The sequence below is a fragment of the Streptomyces sp. SUK 48 genome (assembly GCF_009650765.1).
In the GTDB taxonomy this organism is placed as follows: Bacteria; Actinomycetota; Actinomycetes; order Streptomycetales; family Streptomycetaceae; genus Streptomyces.
Window position 1 is genome coordinate 5,810,457 of the sequence record NZ_CP045740.1, and the last position, 14,882, is coordinate 5,825,338.

At 70.9% G+C, this 14,882-nt stretch carries 17 protein-coding genes and 1 pseudogene; 10 read left to right on the forward strand and 8 right to left on the reverse strand.

Going from position 1 to position 14,882, the window contains the following annotated elements:
- Positions 1–30: 30 nt before the first annotated feature.
- From GHR20_RS25635 to GHR20_RS25655, 5 genes are all read left to right on the forward strand, one after another.
- Positions 31–891: a helix-turn-helix transcriptional regulator gene (locus GHR20_RS25635; protein WP_194858987.1), complete on the forward strand. Its 861-nt coding sequence runs from the start codon at positions 31–33 to the stop codon at positions 889–891.
- Entirely contained in the window at positions 863–1,066 is a 204-nt protein-coding gene (locus tag GHR20_RS25640; protein ID WP_153814501.1) for a DUF397 domain-containing protein, read from the forward strand. Before GHR20_RS25635 ends, GHR20_RS25640 begins: the two co-directional genes overlap by 29 nt.
- Positions 1,066–1,557 carry a hypothetical protein gene (locus GHR20_RS25645; RefSeq protein WP_153814502.1) on the forward strand — a complete coding sequence of 164 codons (492 nt, stop codon included), beginning with the start codon at positions 1,066–1,068 and terminating at the stop codon, positions 1,555–1,557. The genes GHR20_RS25640 and GHR20_RS25645 overlap by 1 nt, the downstream gene beginning before the upstream one ends.
- 53 nt (positions 1,558–1,610) lie before the next feature.
- Entirely contained in the window at positions 1,611–1,886 is a 276-nt protein-coding gene (locus GHR20_RS25650) for a hypothetical protein (protein ID WP_153814503.1), read from the forward strand.
- A gap of 169 nt (positions 1,887–2,055) precedes the next feature.
- Positions 2,056–2,466: a hypothetical protein gene (locus GHR20_RS25655; RefSeq protein ID WP_111582271.1), complete on the forward strand. Its 411-nt coding sequence runs from the start codon at positions 2,056–2,058 to the stop codon at positions 2,464–2,466.
- An 84-nt stretch (positions 2,467–2,550) separates the two neighbouring features.
- Here GHR20_RS25655 and GHR20_RS25660 read toward each other — a convergent pair whose 3' ends face one another.
- Entirely contained in the window at positions 2,551–2,772 is a 222-nt protein-coding gene (locus GHR20_RS25660) for a hypothetical protein (RefSeq protein ID WP_194858988.1), read from the reverse strand.
- A 90-nt stretch (positions 2,773–2,862) separates the two neighbouring features.
- Between GHR20_RS25660 and GHR20_RS25665 the strand changes: the two genes are divergently transcribed.
- Entirely contained in the window at positions 2,863–3,444 is a 582-nt protein-coding gene (locus GHR20_RS25665; RefSeq protein WP_153814504.1) for an HD domain-containing protein, read from the forward strand.
- Between the two features lie 16 nt (positions 3,445–3,460).
- On the opposite strand, the gene GHR20_RS25670 is transcribed toward GHR20_RS25665, so the two are convergent.
- Positions 3,461–4,387 carry a DMT family transporter gene (locus tag GHR20_RS25670; RefSeq protein ID WP_153814505.1) on the reverse strand — a complete coding sequence of 309 codons (927 nt, stop codon included), beginning with the start codon at positions 4,385–4,387 and terminating at the stop codon, positions 3,461–3,463.
- Between the two features lie 80 nt (positions 4,388–4,467).
- Between GHR20_RS25670 and GHR20_RS25675 the strand changes: the two genes are divergently transcribed.
- Entirely contained in the window at positions 4,468–5,382 is a 915-nt protein-coding gene (locus GHR20_RS25675) for a LysR substrate-binding domain-containing protein (RefSeq protein WP_153814506.1), read from the forward strand.
- A gap of 11 nt (positions 5,383–5,393) precedes the next feature.
- Here GHR20_RS25675 and cutA read toward each other — a convergent pair whose 3' ends face one another.
- Together cutA and GHR20_RS25685 are read right to left on the reverse strand one after the other, a co-directional pair.
- On the reverse strand, positions 5,394–5,732 hold the full coding sequence (cutA, locus tag GHR20_RS25680; protein ID WP_153814507.1) for a divalent-cation tolerance protein CutA: 339 nt from the start codon (positions 5,730–5,732) through the stop codon (positions 5,394–5,396).
- A 43-nt stretch (positions 5,733–5,775) separates the two neighbouring features.
- Positions 5,776–6,987, reverse strand: a complete 1,212-nt coding sequence (locus tag GHR20_RS25685; RefSeq protein ID WP_153814508.1) for an epoxide hydrolase family protein — start codon at positions 6,985–6,987, stop codon at positions 5,776–5,778.
- Positions 6,988–7,257: 270 nt separating this feature from the next.
- Here GHR20_RS25685 and GHR20_RS25690 point away from each other — a divergent pair, with 270 nt between their 5' ends.
- A complete protein-coding gene (locus GHR20_RS25690) occupies positions 7,258–7,662 on the forward strand; it encodes a hypothetical protein (protein WP_153814509.1) in 405 nt (134 codons plus the stop codon).
- A 97-nt stretch (positions 7,663–7,759) separates the two neighbouring features.
- Here the strand turns inward: GHR20_RS25690 and GHR20_RS25695 are convergent, their stop codons facing one another.
- The 3 genes from GHR20_RS25695 to GHR20_RS25705 form a co-directional block, all read right to left on the reverse strand.
- Positions 7,760–9,679 (reverse strand): S53 family peptidase, encoded by a 1,920-nt coding sequence (locus GHR20_RS25695; RefSeq protein WP_237537126.1) that lies wholly within the window; start codon positions 9,677–9,679, stop codon positions 7,760–7,762.
- 271 nt (positions 9,680–9,950) lie between these two features.
- Positions 9,951–10,604 (reverse strand): DUF305 domain-containing protein, encoded by a 654-nt coding sequence (locus GHR20_RS25700; RefSeq protein WP_111582278.1) that lies wholly within the window; start codon positions 10,602–10,604, stop codon positions 9,951–9,953.
- The gene (locus GHR20_RS25705; RefSeq protein ID WP_153814510.1) at positions 10,601–11,317 is read right to left on the reverse strand and encodes a DUF3105 domain-containing protein; all 717 of its coding nucleotides are present in this window, start codon (positions 11,315–11,317) and stop codon (positions 10,601–10,603) included. Before GHR20_RS25705 ends, GHR20_RS25700 begins: the two co-directional genes overlap by 4 nt.
- A gap of 141 nt (positions 11,318–11,458) precedes the next feature.
- Here GHR20_RS25705 and GHR20_RS25710 point away from each other — a divergent pair, with 141 nt between their 5' ends.
- Positions 11,459–11,911, forward strand: a complete 453-nt coding sequence (locus tag GHR20_RS25710) for an Rrf2 family transcriptional regulator (protein ID WP_153814511.1) — start codon at positions 11,459–11,461, stop codon at positions 11,909–11,911.
- Positions 11,912–11,981: 70 nt separating this feature from the next.
- Here the strand turns inward: GHR20_RS25710 and GHR20_RS25715 are convergent, their stop codons facing one another.
- Entirely contained in the window at positions 11,982–13,166 is a 1,185-nt protein-coding gene (locus tag GHR20_RS25715) for a globin domain-containing protein (RefSeq protein ID WP_153814512.1), read from the reverse strand.
- Positions 13,167–13,433: 267 nt separating this feature from the next.
- Between GHR20_RS25715 and GHR20_RS25720 the strand changes: the two are divergent.
- Positions 13,434–14,794 (forward strand): annotated as a pseudogene (locus GHR20_RS25720) (glutamine synthetase family protein).
- The last annotated feature ends 88 nt before the right edge of the window (positions 14,795–14,882 follow it).

Genomic DNA, 14,882 nt, shown 5'->3' on the forward strand with positions numbered 1-14,882 from the left:
ATCAGCGGAATGGGATGCGGCGGTGGGCGTGTGGTTCGGCGCAAGGAGATCGACGGCTCGTTGAGCGTGCCCTGCTTCTACGGCAAGGAGCTGCGGTACAAGCGGGAGACGGCTGGGCTGTCACTGGAGGCGTTCCTCGAAGGCAGTTACTACGGCAAGTCCTACCTCAGCGACATCGAGCGCGGTGGGCGGAGGATGCCCCTCGCTCTGGCCCGGCACGCGGACCGGAAGCTGGGGACGGACGGCTTCTTCGAGCGGAACTGCAAGGACGTGCAGAAGGCGGGCAAGGGCGGTCACGCCGAGTACTTCGTGGATGTGCTCGAACTGGAGAAGCAGGCGGTGGAGATCGAGGAGTGGGAGCCGCTGCTGATCCCGGGACCGCTTCAACTGGAGCCGTACGTGCGGGCCTTGGTCCTCGCCGCGTTCCCGAGGGAGTCCGAGGAAGTGCTGGCGGCCAGGGTGGCCGCCCGGCGGGCCCGGGCCTGGCTCTTCGAGGACAAGGACTCGCCGGAGAGCTGGGTGGTGCTGCACGAGTCCGTGCTCCGGCAGCCCTTCCTGCCGCCCGACGAGATGGCCGAGCAGCTGGCCCATGTGGCGGAGGTGATGCGCAAGCGCCGGGCGTTCCCGCAGCTCGTGCCCCAGAAATCGGGCACCCACCCCTTCATGATGGGCATGTCCAGATTCCTGACGTTCAACGATGCCCCTCCGGTCATGTACACCGAGGGGATGTACCACGGGCAGTTGATCGACGAGCCAGGACTCGTGAGGCAATACTCAAAGGCATACGGCCGCCTGAGGGCCGCCGCACTGGACCCCGAGACGTCCCTGAGACTGATCGAGCAAGCAGCTGAGGACTACCGAAATGGCAAGCACCCCCGCCCACTTGCGTGACGCCCTCTGGCGCAGGCCGAGCTACTCCGAGGCCGGCAGCGGCGACTGCGTCGAAGTCGCCGACAACATCCCCGGCCTCATCCCGGTCCGCGACTCCAAGCTCCCCGACGGCCCCGCCCTTCTCCTCACGGCCACCGCCTGGACCCCCTTCGTCGCGTCGCTCAAGCCGCAGTAGTGGACTACGAGGAAGCCTTCCGTACCTGGCTGTCCGACCTGCACCGCGAGCTGGACTACCCCGACCCCGAAGCCCCGCCTCCCTGGATACGGGCGGCATTCGAGGCGAACGGCGAGATCCCGGCGAAGCGCTTCGCGGTGCTGGCGTTCGAGCGCAGGCTGGAGGACATCACCAGGGCGTTCACCCAGGTGTCCGCAGCGGCACGCGCCGACACCGGCATCGACGTGCCCGGGGACTTCTGCCCCGAGGAGCCGTCCGCCGACTTCCCCGTCGGCATGCTCTCTTTCGGGGGTTCGGCGATCTGGTCCGCCGAACCCCCGGAGGTCTACGTGGAGGTGGCCGAGGCCCTCCAGACCTACCTGGCCGACCGCCACCGCAGGGTCTGGCCCCTCTGCCCGGCCCACCGCACCGGCACCCATCCCGGACTGTCGTCGGACCACCCCGTCTGGTGGTGCGCCCCGGGCGACCACGCCGCCATCCCGATCCCCTGACCGGCGCCGAAAGGGACCCCCGCCGTGCCGAAGCGGAGCGGTACGACGACATCGTGACCCTGGAGGAGGCCACGCAGCGCTGCGGGCGGGAGCCGGCCCGGCAGCGCAAGGAATCCGCCGGGTTCCCGGACCCTGAACCCGGCACCGGTGGCACGGAGTTCTACTCCTGGCGCGGGATCACCGAATGGCTGGCCCGCGTCGGTGACGACGTACCCGAGACACCCTGCGACCTCCTCGTCGCCGACCGCGCCCTGCGCCTGGCCGACGCCCTCGCGGGCGCCGACGTACCTCCGGGCACGCTCCGTTCCCTGGGTCTCCCCGCCATCTGAATCCGGCTCTCCCCGCCGCCGGGGATTCGGCATGATTTCGTAAAGCCGTCGTACGGGACCCAACCCGACCCCGCTCCCCGTCCATCTCAAGAACCAGCGAGGCGCAATCCGGCGCTTTCGGAAGGAAACGGGTCTCTCCAGACCAGGGGGACCCGGGGGAGGAAAGCATATGAACGGGACGAAGAAGGCGCGAGGCGTTCGCGCGGTCGTGATCGGCGCACTGGGGCTCGCCTCGGTGACGCTGGCCGCCGTACCGGCGTTCGCCAAGGGGGACGCGGCGGTCACGGTGCCGCGCACGGCGCACGTCGGCAAGACGTTCACCATCAAGGCGGACGGCGACGACGACATCGCCGGCTACCTGCACCAGCTGTGCCTGGAGGAGCGCACCGGCAAGCAGACCTGGCACCAGGAGAACTGCACCACCCCGGCCAAGGGTGACGCCCGTATCACCACCCACGGCTCGGCCGCCCACCGCGGCGACCTGCAACTCCGCGCCGTCCTCTACGGCCTGAAGAACAAGCACGACCACCACCCCGTGCACCTGCACACCTCCGGCGTGGCCACGGTCCACATCCGCTGATCCCACCCGCGCGGCCGCGGGTGGTCGGCGCGACCACCGCCCGCGGCCGCAGGACCGGCGGTGAAGGCGTCCGGTCCCCGGATGTCACAGCACCCGGTGCTGCCGGCACAGCTCCGGGTGCCCCTCGATCCAGTAGGTGTGGGCCTCCTGCGTGAGGTGCAGCCGCACCTCGGTGATGTCCGGGGCTCCGGCGTCCTGCCAGGCGATGAGGGTCCGCTCGATCGTGTCCCACAGAGGGAGCGGGCCGCCTTGGCGGACCGTCCAGGCCCCCTCCTCCTCCCGCACACCGCCCAACTCCTCGATCACGACAATCTCTCCGCGGGCACGGCGGGAACTCGACGCGGTGCACTACGTCTTACGCTCCGACCGCACCTGACACGCCGTAGGACACGACACATGGCGGACGCGGAGCAGGAGCAGGCGAAGGGTACGGCAGGCTTCCTGCTGGAGATGGGGATGCTGAAGCGGGCCAGGAGATCCGGTTGGTGGATCGCGGGGGTCAAGGATCCGGAGACCATCGCGGAGCACTCGTTCCGGGCCGCGCTCATCGGCTCCGTGCTCGCCATGATGGAGGGCGCCGACCCCGCCAGGACGGCCCTCCTCGGGCTGTGGCACGACACGCAGGAGACCCGCGTCGGCGACATCCCGCACATCGGCCGCCGCTACCTCGAAGCCACCGGCAACGAGAAGGTCACCGCCGACCAGGTTTCCGCCGCGCACCCGGCGGTCCAGGCCGGGGCCCAGCGGATCGTGGAGGAGTACGAGAACGGCGACTCCCCCGAAGTGACCTGCGCGCACGATGCCGACAAGCTCGAATGCCTCCTTCAGGCCGTCGGGTACCGCGAGCAGGGCTGCGCCGACGTGCAGCCCTGGATCGACAGCAGCCTCGCGGCGCTCAGGACACCCTCGGCCCGGACCCTCGCCGAGGCCGCGCTCGACATGACCTCGATCGAACGGCAGCAGACGTATCTGCGCTGACCGGCCATGGGAGCGATCAGGCTCCGGTAGTTGTCATCGCCGGGCACGCTTCCCGCTCTCCCGCCATGCTCGCCCCGCGATGCCGTCGCTCGATGCTCTGCCCCCAGTACGTCCCCGCCACCATGAGCCCCGCCCCCAGCGTCGCCCACAGCGTGCACCGCTCGCCGCCGAGGGCGACCCCGATGGCGACGGCCCAGATCGGTTCCGTGCCCAGGAGCAGGCTGGCCCGGGTGGCGGAGGTGCCCTGGACCGCCCAGGTCTGGGCGAGGAAGGCGAACACGCTGCAGAACAGGGCGAGATAGCCGAGCTGGGCCCAGGTGGCGGCGCCGTTGTGCGGCAGGGCGGGAAGGGAGGGGGCGGCGGCGGGGAGGAGCAGGGCGGAGCCGAGGGCGGTCTGGACGGTCGTCAGGTGCAGGGGGTCGCTACGGCGACCGGCCGTCAGGCGTCCGACGAGCGTGACATGAGCCGCCCGGACCACGGCCGCGGCCAGCATCAGCATGTCGCCGAGCCGTGGGGCGTGCAGCCCGTTGCCGGCGGTGAGGAGCCCGACGGCCGCCACACACAGGCCCGCGGCGAGGAAGAACGTCCCGGGGAGCCGGCGACCGCCGCCCCGGTCCAGCAGCGGCGTCAGCACGATCGTCAGGCTGATGATCAGCCCGGCGTTCGCGGCGCTGGTGTGCGCCACCCCGTACGTCTCCAGGACGAGTACGGCCGCCTGCGTGACCCCCAGCACCGACCCGACGCGAATCTCCCCCCGGGTCCAGGAGCGACGGGACCGGAAGGCGACCAGGGCTCCGCACGCCAGCGCGGAGAGCGCGTACCGGGCGAACAGCACCGCCATGACCGGCAGCGCGGTGGTGGCCGTCTTGGCCGCGAGATAGCTGGAACCCCAGACCAGCGCGACCAGCAGAAGTACCGCATCGGTACGGCGGGTGACGTTCATGCCCCCACGCTGCACCCCCAGCTCGTTGAAGCACAGAACCAACTTCTACAACGAGGGTGTAGCAGTTCTACACTGTCGACGTGGACGAACGGCAGCTGCGGGTCCTCCGCGAACTCGGCGACCTGGGCAGCGTCAGCGCCGTCGCCGAGGCGCTGCATGTGACGCCCTCCGCGATCTCGCAGCAGCTGCGGCTGCTCCAGCGCTCGATCCCCGTCCCGCTCACCGAACGCGCCGGCCGTCGCGTCGTACTGACCGACGCCGGACACGCCCTGGCCGCGGCCGCCGTCGAGGTCGAGTCCGCCCTGGCCCGGGCCCGGCACGCCGTCGCCGACTTTGCCGAAGAGCCCGCCGGCGTCGTGTCCGTGGCCGCGTTCCACAGCGCCGCCTCGGCGTTCTTCCCGCTCCTGCTGCGCGGCCTCACCGGCCCGGACCACCCCCGCCTCGCGCTCGCCGACGAGGACGTCGCCCAGGACCGCTTCCCCGCGCTCACCCGTGACCACGACCTGGTACTCGCCCACCGCCTCGACCACGCCCCGCCCTGGCCGCGCGCCGTCGCCTCGGCCACGCTGCTGCGCGAGCCCCTCGACGTGGCCCTGCCGGTGGGCCATCCGCTGGCCGCCGAGCCGCGGCTCGCGCCCCGGGACGTGGCCGACCAGCCGTGGATCACGGTCCACGACGGCTTCCCGCTGATGGCCACCATCGAGGCCATCGCCGCCTTCGCCGACCGGCGGCTCGACATCGTCCACCGGATCAACGAGTTCACCGTGGTCGCCGAGGTCGTGGCCGCGGGCGGCGGCGTCGCGCTGATGCCCCGCTGGACCGCCCGCGCGCACCCCGGCATCGTCCTCAGACCACTGAGCGGCGTGCACGCCCGGCGCCGTATCGACGTACTCCACCGGCCCGAGCGCACCGCCCGCAAAGCCGTACGGACCGTCCTCGCCGAGCTGCGCGTCAGCGCCGCGCGAATCCAGGGCCGGGACCCGTCCGGGGCCTGAGGCGTGACGCGTCATCCGGCCGGGTGCGGTGTGGTCTCCTCGGTCACCCAGGCCAGATAGGCCCCGGAACCCCCGGTCACGGGCAGCGTGATCCACTCCGGGACGTCGTAGCCGTGGTGCTCGGCGACCCAGGCCGTCAGCTCCGGCAGCCGGCCGGTGGTCGTCTTGTAGGAGATCCGCCACTCCCGCGCCGTCTCGACCGCCCCCTGCCATCGGTACACCGCGGTGAACGGCGGGTCGATGTGGGCGCAGGCCGCCAGGCGGTGCTCCACCGCGCCCCGGGCGAGGGCGTCGGCGCGCTCCTCGTCGTCGACGGTCGTCTGCGCGATCACGATCTCGGTCTCGGTCATGCAACTACCTTTCCAGGTGGGGAACTTACTGAGCTGTCCGTCCTCAGGACGAGGAGCCGGGGCGCACGGTGCGCAGGTCCCGGAAGAACGCCCGGATGTCGCCGACGAGCAGATCCGGCTGCTCCATCGCCGCGAAGTGGCCGCCCCGGTCGAACTCCGTCCAGCGGACGATGTTGTCGGTGCGCTCGGCGACATGGCGCAGCGCGATGAAGTTCTCCCGGGGGAAGGAGGCGAACGCGGTCGGGGTCCGGGACGGCTCCGGCGGCCGGCCCCAGGAGGCGGCATGGGCGCGCTCGTAGTAGAGGCGCGCGGAGGAGGCGGAGGTGTTGGTCAGCCAGTACAGCATCACGTTCGTCAGCAGGTGATCGCGGTCGACGGCATCCTCCGGGCGGTCGGCGGAGTCCGTCCACTCCTTGAACTTCTCCGCGATCCAGGCAAGTTGGCCGACGGGGGAGTCGGAGAGCCCGTAGGCGAGGGTGTGCGGGCGGGTCGACTGGATGTCCGCGTAGCCCTGCCGCTCGCGGCTCCAGGCCCGCATCCGCTCCCAGGACGCGCGGGTGCGCTCCCGTTCCGCCGGGGTGAGCGCGGCGAGTTCCGCCGGCGTCGGCTCGGCCGTGGCGCCCGCGCCGGGAAGCAGGTTCAGGTGCACGCCGATGACCTGGTCCGGGCGGATACGGCCCAGCTCGCGGGAGATCGCCGCGCCCCAGTCGCCGCCCTGGGCGCCGTAACGGCCGTATCCCAGACGGGACATCAGCTCGGCGAACGCGGCCGCGACCCTGCGGTACTCCCAGCCCTTCTCACGGGTGGGCCCGGAGAGGCCGAAGCCGGGGATGCTCGGCAGGACCAGGTGGAAGGCGTCCGCCGGGTCCGCGCCGTGCGCCCGGGGGTCGGTGAGCGGGCCGGTGATTCGCGCGAACTCGGCGATGGAACCGGGCCAGCCGTGCGTGATGATCAGCGGGGTGGCGTCCGGCTCCGGGGAGCGGAGGTGCGCGAAGTGGAGGTGGGCGCCGTCGATCGTGGTCGTGAACTGCGGCCACCGGTTCAGCCGGGCCTCCGCCGCCCGCCAGTCGTACCCGTGCCGCCAGTAGTGCGCGAGTTCCCGCAGATAGCCGCCCGGTACTCCGTACTCCCAGCCGGCGCCCGGCAGTTCGTCCGGCCAGCGGGTGTCGTCCAGGCGGCGCCTCAGATCCTCCAGCTCGTCGTCCGGGACCGCGACGCGGAACGGTCGGATGCTGTCCTGCGGTGGAGTGGTCATGGTGGTGCAGCCTAGGTGTAAGGGTTCCCAGGGGTCCGCCCGCACCGCGAGGGGCCACCGGTCCGCGTGGGCCCGGGCGCCGATCACCGGCGGGCCGGTCCTCCGCGCGCCCGTCCCCCCGCTCCCTGCCCCCGCCCGGCGGCCGAACGCCTCGTGACCACTGTCACGGCCCCCGACCTGCCTGCACAGATGCCGACTTGGGAAGATTCACGGTGTGCTGAGCCTGCTGAACACGGGGGCCGGCTCGGCCTCGTCGTACCGGGAGGCACCATGCGGGACAACCGTGACAGAACCGCCGAAGCCGTCGGAGAGCGCGGCGCGCCCTGGGGCTGGTTCCTGGCCTGGACCGCGGTCGGCGCGGGTGCCGCGCTGGGGCTGGCCGCGCTGCTGTCGGTGGGCGTGATCCTGCTCGCTGCGGCTGCGGTGGCCGCCGCCCTCCTGCTCCGCAAGGGACACCGGACCACCGCCATCGGCGCCCTCGCGGGCGTAGCCCTGCCGCTCTTCTACCTCGCGTACTCCAACCGGGGCGGCCCGGGAACCGTATGCCGGTCGACGGCGACGGAAACCTCCTGCACGGACGAATTCGCCCCCCTGCCCTTCCTCCTGACCGGCATCGTCCTGCTCGCCGCGTCCTTCCTCGTCTTCCGCCTGCTCGACCGGCGCCGCGGGAACTGACCCCGGCTCTTTCCCGGAAACGCGAAGGGGACGCGTGGCCGATGCCGGCCCCACGTCCCCTTCTTCGAAGCTCGTTCAGCTCAGCTCAGCGGAGCGTTCAGTGCTTCTTGCTGTCGTTCTTGGCGTACGACGCGACATAGCCGTCCGCCGGGGAGCCCACGCCCGTCACGTCGTCGTAGCCCTTGGTCGCGGACAGGGAGCTGTCCTTGCCCAGGCTGCGGACGGAGTAGAGCAGGCCGCCGGTGGCGTCGAGGCCGTTGGCGTAGTCGACGCGGACGACACCCAGGCCGTGGCCCGTGGGGTTGTCCGTGACGTCGTGGAAGACGCCCTTCTTGCCGAACTTCGCGTAGATCGACGGGTTGGCGAAACCGATCGCCTTGCCGCCGCCCGCCTGCTGGGCGAGGGCCTGGACCGCCGCGATGGTCGGCGCGGCCAGCGAGGTGCCGCCGATGCGGTACTCGCTGTACTGCTGCGACCCGTCGGGGAAGGTCTGCGTCTGGCCCACCAGGAACCCGGTGTTCGGGTCGGCGATGGCCGCGATGTCCGGGACGACGCGGTTGCCGGAGGCGTTGTGCGCCTTGGCGAGCGAGTCCGGGACGACGCCCTTCTGGTAGTACGGCTCGGCGACCGTGCTGCTGGTGCCGCCGCCCGCGCCCGAGGTGAAGGCGCCGGGGAAGTTGGCCCAGCTCTTGCCGTCGGCCGACAGGGCGGACTTCTCGGTGCCCCAGCCGGTCTCCCACAGGTACTTGTCACCCTTGCCGACCGCGAGGGAGGTGCCGCCGACGGCGGTCACCCAGGCGGAGTTGGCCGGGGTGTCGACCTGCTTGGTGCCGGTGTTGGCGACCTGGTCGCCGTCGTCACCGGAGGAGAAGTAGAAGCCGATGCCCTGCACCGCGCCCAGCTGGAAGACCTGGTCGTAGGCGGCCGCGAGGTCCGGCGTCTGGTTGGCCTCGACGTCGCCCCACGAGTTGGAGACGATGTCGGCCAGGTGGTTGTCGACCACCTTGCTCAGCGAGTCGAGCAGGTCGTCGTCGTAGCAGGACGCCGCACCGACGTAGGTGACGTCGGCGTCCGGCGCGACCGCGTGCACGGCCTCGACGTCGAGGGTCTCCTCGCCGTACCAGCCCGCCGCCTTGCACTCGCCGGTCCGGGTGAAGTTGGCCGGCAGCGACTGGTGCAGCTGACCGGTCTTCCACGCCTTGTCGCCGTTCTTCAGCGCGTACGTGCCGGCGTCGTAGGCGATGGTCGGCGAGGCGTAGGCGTCGGTGATGGCGACGCGGACACCCTTGCCGGTGTACTTGCCGGCGCCGTAGACCGAGCGCAGCTGCTTGCCGGTGTAACCCTTGACGGCGTAGGGCAGCTTGGAGCCGTACGCGTCCGGCAGCGTGCTCGCGGTCTTCGAGCCGTAGTACGACGAGAACGGACCGGCGTTCTTGAACACCGCGTCCGGGGGCGGCAGCGTGTCGTCGTGGTCGGCCTTGTGCGGGGCGCTGTCCAGACCGGTGACGGTCAGCACCGTGCCCTTCAGGCCCGCCGGGACGGAGGCCGCCTGCGCCGGGGCGCGGTAGGTCTTCGCACCCTTGGCGTAGTTGTGCAGCTGGGTGCCGAACGCCTTCTCGGCGGAGGCGACGTCACCGGAGACGGCGACGTAGTGCTGCGTGACCTCGGTGACCTTCAGACCGGCCGTCGTCAGCCAGGACTTGACGGCGGCGACCTGGGCCTTGGTGGCGCCGAAGCGGGCCTGGGCCTGCTTGGCCGACAGGTACTTGCCGTAGGACGGCGAGCTGGGGTCGGCCACGGCCTTGGCGTAGGCCGCGAGGCCCGCCGCGTCCTGGCCGGCCAGGTACACCCGGGCCTTGACCTGGGCACCGTTGTTGGTGGCGCCCTTGTCCGCCTTGGCCGTGGCCCAGAGCGGCTTGGTGCCCTTCAGAGCATTGCGGGCGGGGCTGTCCGCGGCGTGGGCCGCGGGTATGCCCAGCGCCAGCGCACCGGCGATCATGGGCAGCGCGGCTGCCATGCTCACGGCACGCGTCTTGGCGCTATTGGATCTCATAGAACCCCCTGCGATGCGTTGCGCATGCACGTAGTAGGTAGGTACACGCGGCTCCGCGCCGGCCGGCGGCGGTGGTGAACAGCCGGCGAATGGATCACACGATGGGGGCAACTCTGACCGATGAACCGTTCATGCCAGGTAAATGGGACGGAAAGAGAAGCTCAAGTAACCGTCACCTAGGGGCATTTGGGTGGTTTTTCCTTACGGCTGTGTTACGAAGGGACTTGTTCCCTTCTCAGGAGAGCGGTTCGGCTCCGCGCTCCTTGAGCATCTGGGCCATCACCTGGAGCTCCGACTGCTGCGCGTCCACCATGCCCTGGGCCAGCCGTTTCTCCACGCCCACCGTGCACTTGGCCACACAGCCCTCGGCCATGTGGATGCCGCCCTTGTGATGGTTCGTCATCAGCTGGAGGTAGAAGACCTCGGCCTGCTTGCCGTTCAGGGTCGCGAGCTTCCTCATCTGCGTGTTGGTGGCCATACCGGGCATCAGCGAGCCGTCCTTGGCGGTGACCATGCCGCCCATGCCCATCCAGGTCATCGGCGGGTCCGCGGAGACCTTCGGCAGCCCCCACAGATCCAGCCAACCCAGCAGCATCCCGCGCTGGTTGGCCTGTGTCTGCGCGATGTCGTAGGCGAGCCGCCGTACGTCCTCGTCCTTCGTGTGGTCGCGGACGATGTACGACATCTCGACGGCCTGCTGATGGTGCACCGCCATGTCCCGCGCGAAGCCCGCGTCCGCCGAGTCCGCGCTCGGCGTCTTCTGCGCCGCCTTCGCGTCACCGGAGCCGGAACCGGAATCCGAGTCGGCGACCGCGTACGTGACGGCACCGGCCGCGACGAGCACCCCCGCCGCGGCCCCCGCCGCCCAGCCGATGGCGCGCCGGCTCACTTCATCACCCCACCGGTGCACGAGGCACCTGGCTCCGGCGTCTGCGGCCCCTGCACGAAGTCCGCGAAGAACTTGTTCACTTCGGGATCGCTCGCGCTCTTCACGGCCACCTGGTGACCCCACGCCGACAGGATCAGCGGCGCGGCCTGGTTCTCGTACGGACTCATCAGCGAGTACGGCGTCTTCTTCACCTTCGCCGCGAGCGCCTCGACGTCGGCCTTCGCCGCCTTGGGGGTGTACGTCACCCACACCGCGCCGTGCTCCAGCGAGTGCACCGCGTTCTCGTCGTGCAACTGCTGCGTGTAGACGTCGCCGTTGCAGTCCGCCCACACCGGGTTGTGGTTGCCGCCCACCGGCGGATGCATCGGATACGACACCGGGGTCGTCACATGGGTCCGCGACAGCGTGCCCTTCCAGGTGCGCACGCCGTCCTTGGCGGTCGTGAACTGCCCGGAGTCCCCGGAGCTCTTGCTGTTCACATCGCCGGTGCCCTTGCCGGCGTCCTTGCCGTTGGCGCCGCTCGCGGCCGAGTCCTTCGTGCCGGACCTCGAGTCCACGAGGACGACACCGCCCACCACGAGGCCGGTGACGACGACCACGGACGCGGCGATGACGAGCGTCCGCTTCCGGCGCTCGCGCGAACGCTCCGCGCGCCGCATCTCCTCGATGCGCGCCTTGCGCGCCGCGCTGCTGCTGTTGTTGGCGGAACCCATGAGGCGATGTCCTTCTGGGGGGAGAGAACGGACAGGGGTGGAGCCCGCTGATCGTAATGGGGGAGTGGCGGGCCGCCGTAGAGCGAGCACGGCAAAAGGGTTGAATTTGCACCCGGGATGCGTATTATTTACGCTCGCGCCATGAGGCTGCTGCGTTCCACCGACCTCGCCCTGCGCATCCTGATGCGCCTCGCCGTATCCACCGACGACATGCCCGCGACCCGCAAGGTCGCCGAGGACATGGGCGTGCCCTACACGCATGCCGCGAAGGTCGTCGCCGAGCTCCAGCACCTGGGCCTGGTGGACGCCCGCCGCGGTCGCGGCGGCGGACTGGCGCTGACCGGACGGGGCCGTACCGCCTCCGTCGGCGCGGTCGTGCGCACCTTCGAGGGCGACGACGAGGTGGTGGAGTGCGAGGGCGCCACCCCCTGCCCGCTGCGCTCGGACTGCCGGCTGCGCGGCGCCCTGCGCCGGGCCCAGGAGGCGTTCTACGCGTCCCTGGACCCGATCACCCTGGACCAGATCGTCAAGGACCCCACGGGCCCGGTCCTGCTGGGCATCTCGCTGCGCCCTGCCGGGACCCCGCTCTCCTGAGCGGCTCTCCCGCACGCGCGGAGGGCCGCCCGGCTCTCCCGCCGGACGGCCCCGCGCACCGCTCGTCACCTCACCGGGCGGCGAGCCACAGATCGGGCCCGAAGACCTCGTAGTGGATGTCGGCCGGGTCCACGCCCCTCTCGATCAGCTGACCGCGTACGGCGCGCATGAACGGCAGCGGCCCGCAGAGGTAGGCGCGGGTACCGGGCGCGATGCCGGTCCCGGAGAGGTCGACCAGGCCGGTGCGGTCCCCGGGCCCGGCGTCCCGCTCGTAGAAGAACGCGACGGCCGAGTCCGCGAGCTTGTCCGCGTACGCCCGGTGGTCGACGCGCAGGGCGTGGTCCGCGGGGGAGCGGTCGCCGTGCAGGACGGTGACCGGCGCGTCGTACCCGTTAGCCGCGAGCGAGGCCAGCATGGCGACCATCGGGGTCACCCCGATGCCCGCGGAGGCGAGCAGCAGGGGCCGCCCGGCGCCGCCGTCCAGCACCAGATCGCCGTACGGCTCCGACAGCTGGAGCACGTCACCCACCCGTACGTGGGCGTGCAGCTGGTTGGACACCTCCCCCTCCGGCGTCGTGCCCCCGTGCACCCGCTTGACGCTGAACCGCCGCACGTCCTCGCCCGGCGCCCCGGACAGGCTGTACTGCCGTATCTGCCGCGCCCCGTCGGCCAGCTTCACCCCCACGGAGACGTACTGCCCCGCGCGAAAGCCCCGGACGGGGGACCCGTCGAGGGGCCGCACCCGGAAGGACACGACGTCCTCGGTCTCCTCCTCCCGCCCCACGACCTCCCAGTCCCGGAACTCCCGGCTGCCGCTCTCCTCGTACAGCCGCTTCTCGACGGCGATCAGGGCGTTGGCCATCAGCCAGTAGACCTCGCTCCAGGCGGCGGCGACCTCGGGGGTGGCGGCCTCGCCGAGGATCTCCGCGATGGCGGCGAAGAGGTGCTCGTGCACCACCGGGTACTGCTCCGGTGCGACGCCCAGCGAGGCGTGCTTGTGGGCGATCCGGCCCAGCATCGCGTCCGGCCGCTGGTCCGGGTGCTCGACCAGGTACCCGGCGAAGGCGGCGATGGAGCCCGCGAGGGCCGACTTCTGGGCGCCGGACGCCTGATTGCCGCGGTTGAACAGGTCCCGCAGCAGCTCGGGGTGGGCGTCGAAGAGCCGGGCGTAGAAGCGCTCGGTGATCTGCTCGATGGCGGCCCCCACGGCGGGGAGGGTGGCGCGGACGGTGGTGGCGGACTTCTCGGACAACATCGCGGGCTCCTTGCGGTCTCGGCTGATCGAACGCTATTTAAACTTGCATCTGAGATGCAAATTTAAGAGGGGTGTCCTGCCTCACGTCCCCACCCCGCCCGGCCGTTACGGATGCCGCCGCCGACAGGCAAGATGGGCGGCAGGGCAGTACACCTGCCGTAGGAGAGGCGTTCAGACGGTGGACGTCGGGGCGATCAAGGTCCGCAACACGGATGAAACGCTGTTGTGGTGGGATGCTCCTGACCAGCAAGGATGGGGAATCGGAAGATGGACAAGCAGCAGGAGTTCGTGCTCCGTACCTTGGAGGAGCGCGACATCCGGTTCGTACGCCTGTGGTTCACGGACGTGCTGGGCTTCCTCAAGTCCGTCGCCGTGGCCCCGCCGAGCTTGAGCAGGCGTTCGACGAGGGCATCGGCTTCGACGGCTCCGCCATCGAGGGCTTCGCCCGGGTCTACGAGTCCGACATGATCGCCAAGCCGGACCCGTCCACCTTCCAGATGCTGCCGTGGCGCGCGGAGACCCCGGGCACGGCCCGGATGTTCTGCGACATCCTGATGCCGGACGGCTCCCCGTCCTTCGCCGACCCGCGCTACGTCCTCAAGCGCGCGCTGGCCCGCACCTCCGACCTGGGCTTCACCTTCTACACCCACCCGGAGATCGAGTTCTTCCTGCTGAAGGACCGCCCGCTGGACGGCAGCCGCCCGACGCCGGCCGACAACTCCGGCTACTTCGACCACACGCCGACCAGCGTGGGCATGGACTTCCGCCGTCAGGCGATCACGATGCTGGAGTCGATGGGCATCTCGGTGGAGTTCTCCCACCACGAGGGCGCCCCGGGCCAGCAGGAGATCGACCTGCGCTACGCCGACGCCCTCTCGACGGCCGACAACATCATGACCTTCCGCCTGGTCATGAAGCAGGTCGCGCTCGAACAGGGCGTCCAGGCCACGTTCATGCCGAAGCCCTTCTCCGAGCACCCGGGCAGCGGTATGCACACCCACCTCTCCCTCTTCGAGGGCGACCGCAACGCGTTCTACGAGTCCGGCGCGGAGTACCAGCTCTCCAAGGTGGGCCGCTCCTTCATCGCGGGCCTGCTCAAGCACGCCGCGGAGGCCGCCGCCGTCACCAACCAGTGGGTCAACTCCTACAAGCGCATCTGGGGCGGCTCCGAGCGCACGGCGGGCGCGGGCGGCGAGGCCCCCTCCTACATCTGCTGGGGCCACAACAACCGCAGCGCCCTGGTCCGCGTCCCGATGTACAAGCCCGGCAAGACCGGCTCGGCCCGCGTCGAGGTCCGCTCCCTGGACACCGGCGCCAACCCCTACCTGGCCTACGCCGTCCTCCTCGCCGCGGGCCTGAAGGGCATCGAGGAGGGCTACGAGCTCCCGCCGGGCGCCGAGGACGACGTCTGGGCCCTCTCGGACGCCGAACGCCGCGCGATGGGCATCGAACCCCTCCCGCAGAACCTGGGCGAGGCCCTCTCCCTGATGGAACGCAGCGACCTGGTCGCCGAGACCCTGGGCGAGCACGTCTTCGACTTCTTCCTGCGCAACAAGCGCCAGGAATGGGAGGAGTACCGCAGCGAGGTCACCGCGTTCGAGCTGCGGAAGAACCTGCCGGTGCTGTAACCGGCGGACGGGCCCTGAGCCACGGCGACGCCCCGGGGCCGACGGACACGACCCGCCGTCGGCCCCACCGGTGCTCACTCATCCGGAT